This window comes from Lachnoanaerobaculum sp., assembly GCF_057250505.1.
In genome coordinates this window covers 1-4,146 of record NZ_DBHIEQ010000060.1, presented here as the reverse complement: position 1 = coordinate 4,146, position 4,146 = coordinate 1, and the positions used below count along the sequence as shown (strand labels likewise).

Sequence of the window (4,146 nt, the reverse complement as noted above, 5' to 3'; positions counted from 1 at the left end):
AGACTATTGGATAATTCATAAATAAAAAGGATAGATTAAAAAATATAGTTAAAATTCAAGGAAACAGTAAATCAAAAAGGTTTACTGTTTTTTCTTTGCCTAAAAACAGAAAGAAAGGAAAATAGAAGGTTATAGGAATTGTATCACCGATATTATAATATTCTTTAAAGCCGTAGCCAAGCACCATGGGAAACTCACCGTTATATATAAAATCCTGATCCGATAAATAATCCAGTCCCAGTTTTTGCATTGTTTTTTGATTTAGAATAAATGCATCTACCGGAGTTATATACTCAAGCTTTTCATTGACAAGCATCTTCATATCTATTAAATCCGGTTTTTCTTTATAACCATATATCAAATCTTCCGGCTTATTCCACTTACCTATAAAATCTACATACGCATGTTTCATATTATAAAAATCCACAGTATCCGTTGAATTCAGTTCCGCATTAAACTTTTGTAAATTATCAATAAATAAAGGGTTTTCTCTACGTTCTGCAAGTTCATCCAAAGTATATTTACCTGTAGAATAAGAAGCATCTGAAACCTGATAAAAAAACTTTTCCCCCTGCATATCTGAAGCAGTAACTTTACTTTCTGAACATCCTTGTATGGGTGAAAATAATAAAAAATTTCAAAAAATTTAACGGTTTAAAGATGTAAAGTAAAATGCGGATTGGCAAATTATAAGGATGTAATTCTTTACAATTATTATAAATTTCTTAAAAAGATAAATTTATTGAGTTTTCCATAAAATAGAAGTATGATATAACCTAAGTTAGTAAGAACTAACATAATCAAAATATATATATTTTTATACCGCAGATATAGCGGTAAATGGAGGCTTTTATGAAGATAAAACTTGAAGGTGTTATGGAGACTATGCTTATAACTTTGGATGCAAGGGCAAGAGATTACAGATCTGAAAAATCTATATTAAAGGATAAAAAGTCGGCTGAAATGGTGGATATGATTGACTATGATTTTGGCTCTTTCAGTAATGAAAAAGTGAATCTTTTAGGTATTATTGCGAGAGCCAAGGTTATGGATGATGAGGTGAAAAAGTTTATAGACAAATACCCTGATTGTCATATAGTTTCACTTGGTTCAGGGTTGGATACAAGATTTTTCCGCGTAGATAACGGTAGAATACATTGGTATGATATAGATTTTCCGGAGATAATAAGTTTAAGAAAAAAATTCTTTGAGGAAAACGACAGAGTAAAAAATATCGAAAAATCAGCCCTTGATAAGTCATGGACAAAGGAGATAGATACAAAGGGAGAGAAGCTTTTGATTATTTCAGAGGGGATGATTATGTATTTTTATCCTAAGCAGGTGAAGGAGTTTTTAAATATACTGACAGATAATTTTGAACATTTTGTACTTCATCTGGACTGTCTTTCCAAAAGACTTGTGAATAAGGCAAAAACGAACAAGGCTGTAAAACGAACCAAGTCCGAGTATCATTTTGGAGTTACAAACGGCAAAGAGATTATAGAACTTAATCCTAAACTGAAGCAAATCGGATTTATAAACTTTACAAAACAAATAGCAAAGCAGATGAAATGGTATGGCAAAATCTTTCTTCCAATCATATATCTTATTAATAACAGGCTTGTAATATGCAAATATGATGCAAAATAACAACTGTTTGTAATGATTTATTGCCGTATGATGAGATTATTGTTAGAATATACTGTAATGAAGTACTAACAATATAAATAATAACAGGAGGATAAAATGGGTAGACCGACAAGTCATGACAGAGATGTCAGAGGACCGGGGAACAGTGTATTCAGAAGAGAGGTCGCAGGAACAGGTTCTGTAGGAGACAGCGGCAGATTTTCAGGGCCGAGGAGATCGGGAGGTGGCGGAGGAAGATCGCCGCTAAGTTTTTTGGTTGTTATAATCATAGCTGTCATAAGCCTGGTATCAGGCAATAAAACCGGATTATTGAATACGATACTCGGAACATTTACAGGAGGTTCATATTCATCAGGAGGTGCGAATTCACCGCAAATCAATTTACCTTCATTAAGTTATACACTGGGGAATACGGTAGCTTCAAGCATAAGCGGTGTAAGCGCCGGATGGAGCGGAGTGGCCGATAACAGAGGAAAGCTGAATAAGACGGTAAATGAGAATGCAAGGGAGAAGTTTTACAGACCTACAGGCGGAGACAGTGTAACCGTAATGGTATATATGTGCGGTACGGACCTTGAGTCAAAATACGGGATGGCGACCAATGACCTTATAGAGATGACCAAGGCGAAGCTGTCGGACAATGTGAACTTAATAGTATATACAGGCGGTGCCAAAGCTTGGAAAAATTCTATAGTATCGGCGTCCACCAATCAGATATATCAGATAAAAGACGGTAAGTTAAAAAAACTTGCAGATGACAACGGACAGCCTTCCATGACGGACCCGAACACATTGGTCAGTTTTATAGAATACTGTAAGCAAAACTTTCCGGCAAACAGAAATCAGCTTATATTCTGGGATCACGGCGGCGGTTCTGTAACAGGCTACGGATACGATGAGAATAATCCGAATGCAGGTTCAATGAACCTCGCAAAGATAAAATCGGCAATAGCCGCGACAAATATAAAGTATGATTTTATAGGCTTTGACGCCTGTCTGATGGCAACTACAGAGAATGCACTGGCTCTTTCAGACTATGCAGATTATCTGATAGCCTCTGAAGAAACTGAGCCGGGAACAGGCTGGTATTATACAAACTGGCTTACAGATTTGAGTAATAATACGGCAATATCGACTTTGGATTTGGGAAAGAGGATAGTGGATGACTTCATTGATGAGAGCAATAGAAGCGCAAGAGGACAATCCACCACACTTTCATTAGTGGATTTGGCGGAACTTAAAGCTACTATGCCTGCAGGTTTATCAAGCTTTGCAAAGGATACTGCAAGCTATATAAAAAATAAGGAATACAATAAAGTATCAACCGCCAGAACCGCAAGCAGAGAATTTGCAAAGTCGTCAAATATCGACCAGGTGGACTTGGTAAATCTTGTATACAATCTCGAGCAGAGTGAGTCAAATAATACAATACAGTCGGTGCTAAGTGCGGTAAAGTATAACAGAACATCATCAAATAGGGCAAACTCATATGGGCTTTCAATATATTTCCCATATAAGAAGCTTTCAAAGGTGGACAGAATGGTTCAGACCTATGGTGATATAGGTATGGACAGCGATTATACCAGGGTAATACAGCAGTTTGCATCGTTGCAGGCGAGCGGACAGATAGCAGGCGGCGGAGAGAGTTCACCGATGTCTACACTTAGCGGTAATAATTCAAATACAACGGGTTCACTTTCAAGCGGAGACTTAAGTGCAATGATACAGAGTCTTTTATCGGGAAGTATTTCATCCGACAGTTTGGCAGCTATCGGTCTTGACCTTTCAAGTATAAACTTCTTACAAAACAGAGATATGTCTGATGATGATATAAAGGACTATGTGCTCTCAAACATACTTGATTCGTCAAAGCTTCAGTGGAATGACAGTGACTCCACACCTAAGATACATCTGTCTAAAGATGAGTGGAATATGGTATCGGGCATATATGAAAATATGCTTATTGATGACGGTCAAGGTTATATCGATATGGGACTTGACAAGTTCTTTAAGTTTGATGAGAACGGAGATATGCTTGCAGACAAAGAAAGAGCATGGATATCAATAGACGGCAATCCTGTAGCTTACTATCATTTGGCCACTACAAAGGATGATAAAGGAGATACTACTGTCGGTTATGTACCTGTACTTTTAAACGGAGAGAGGGCAAACTTGATTATAGTATTTGACTCCGACCATCCTAAGGGATATCTTGCAGGTGCAAACTTCGACTATACAGGCACAGATGTAGACACTGTTGCAAAGAATATAACAGAGATAAAGAACGGTGATAAGATAGACTTTTTGGCAAATTATTATAGCTATGACGGAACTCTTGAAAATGATTATAAGATAGGCTATCAATATACTGTAAGCAAGCAGCCTGAAGTATACTATGTAAATATTAAGGATGACAATGAAATCACATATAAGTTTACAGATATTTACAATAACAGCTATTGGACTCCGGTTCTAAAGAGCAAATAAAAAATTTAT

General features: G+C 36.6%; 3 protein-coding genes. 2 read left to right on the top strand and 1 reads right to left on the bottom strand.

Going from position 1 to position 4,146, the window contains the following annotated elements; all coding sequences use genetic code 11:
- Positions 1–55: 55 nt before the first annotated feature.
- Complete coding sequence (locus ACO6FI_RS13135; protein WP_485457719.1) at positions 56–577, bottom strand: hypothetical protein; 522 nt, start codon at positions 575–577, stop codon at positions 56–58.
- A 275-nt stretch (positions 578–852) separates the two neighbouring features.
- Here ACO6FI_RS13135 and ACO6FI_RS13130 point away from each other — a divergent pair, with 275 nt between their 5' ends.
- Both ACO6FI_RS13130 and ACO6FI_RS13125 read left to right on the top strand, forming a co-directional pair.
- Complete coding sequence (locus ACO6FI_RS13130; protein WP_485457718.1) at positions 853–1,650, top strand: class I SAM-dependent methyltransferase; 798 nt, start codon at positions 853–855, stop codon at positions 1,648–1,650.
- Positions 1,651–1,746: 96 nt separating this feature from the next.
- Entirely contained in the window at positions 1,747–4,137 is a 2,391-nt protein-coding gene (locus ACO6FI_RS13125) for a clostripain-related cysteine peptidase (RefSeq protein WP_485457717.1), read from the top strand.
- Positions 4,138–4,146: the final 9 nt, after the last annotated feature.

Bases quoted from the DNA above. Each gene is read 5' to 3' on its own strand.
- ACO6FI_RS13135 (WP_485457719.1), bottom strand. From the start codon at position 577: ATGCAGGGGGAAAAGTTTTTTTATCAGGTTTCAGATGCTTCTTATTCT.
- ACO6FI_RS13130 (WP_485457718.1), top strand. From the start codon at position 853: ATGAAGATAAAACTTGAAGGTGTTATGGAGACTATGCTTATAACTTTG.
- ACO6FI_RS13125 (WP_485457717.1), top strand. From the start codon at position 1,747: ATGGGTAGACCGACAAGTCATGACAGAGATGTCAGAGGACCGGGGAAC.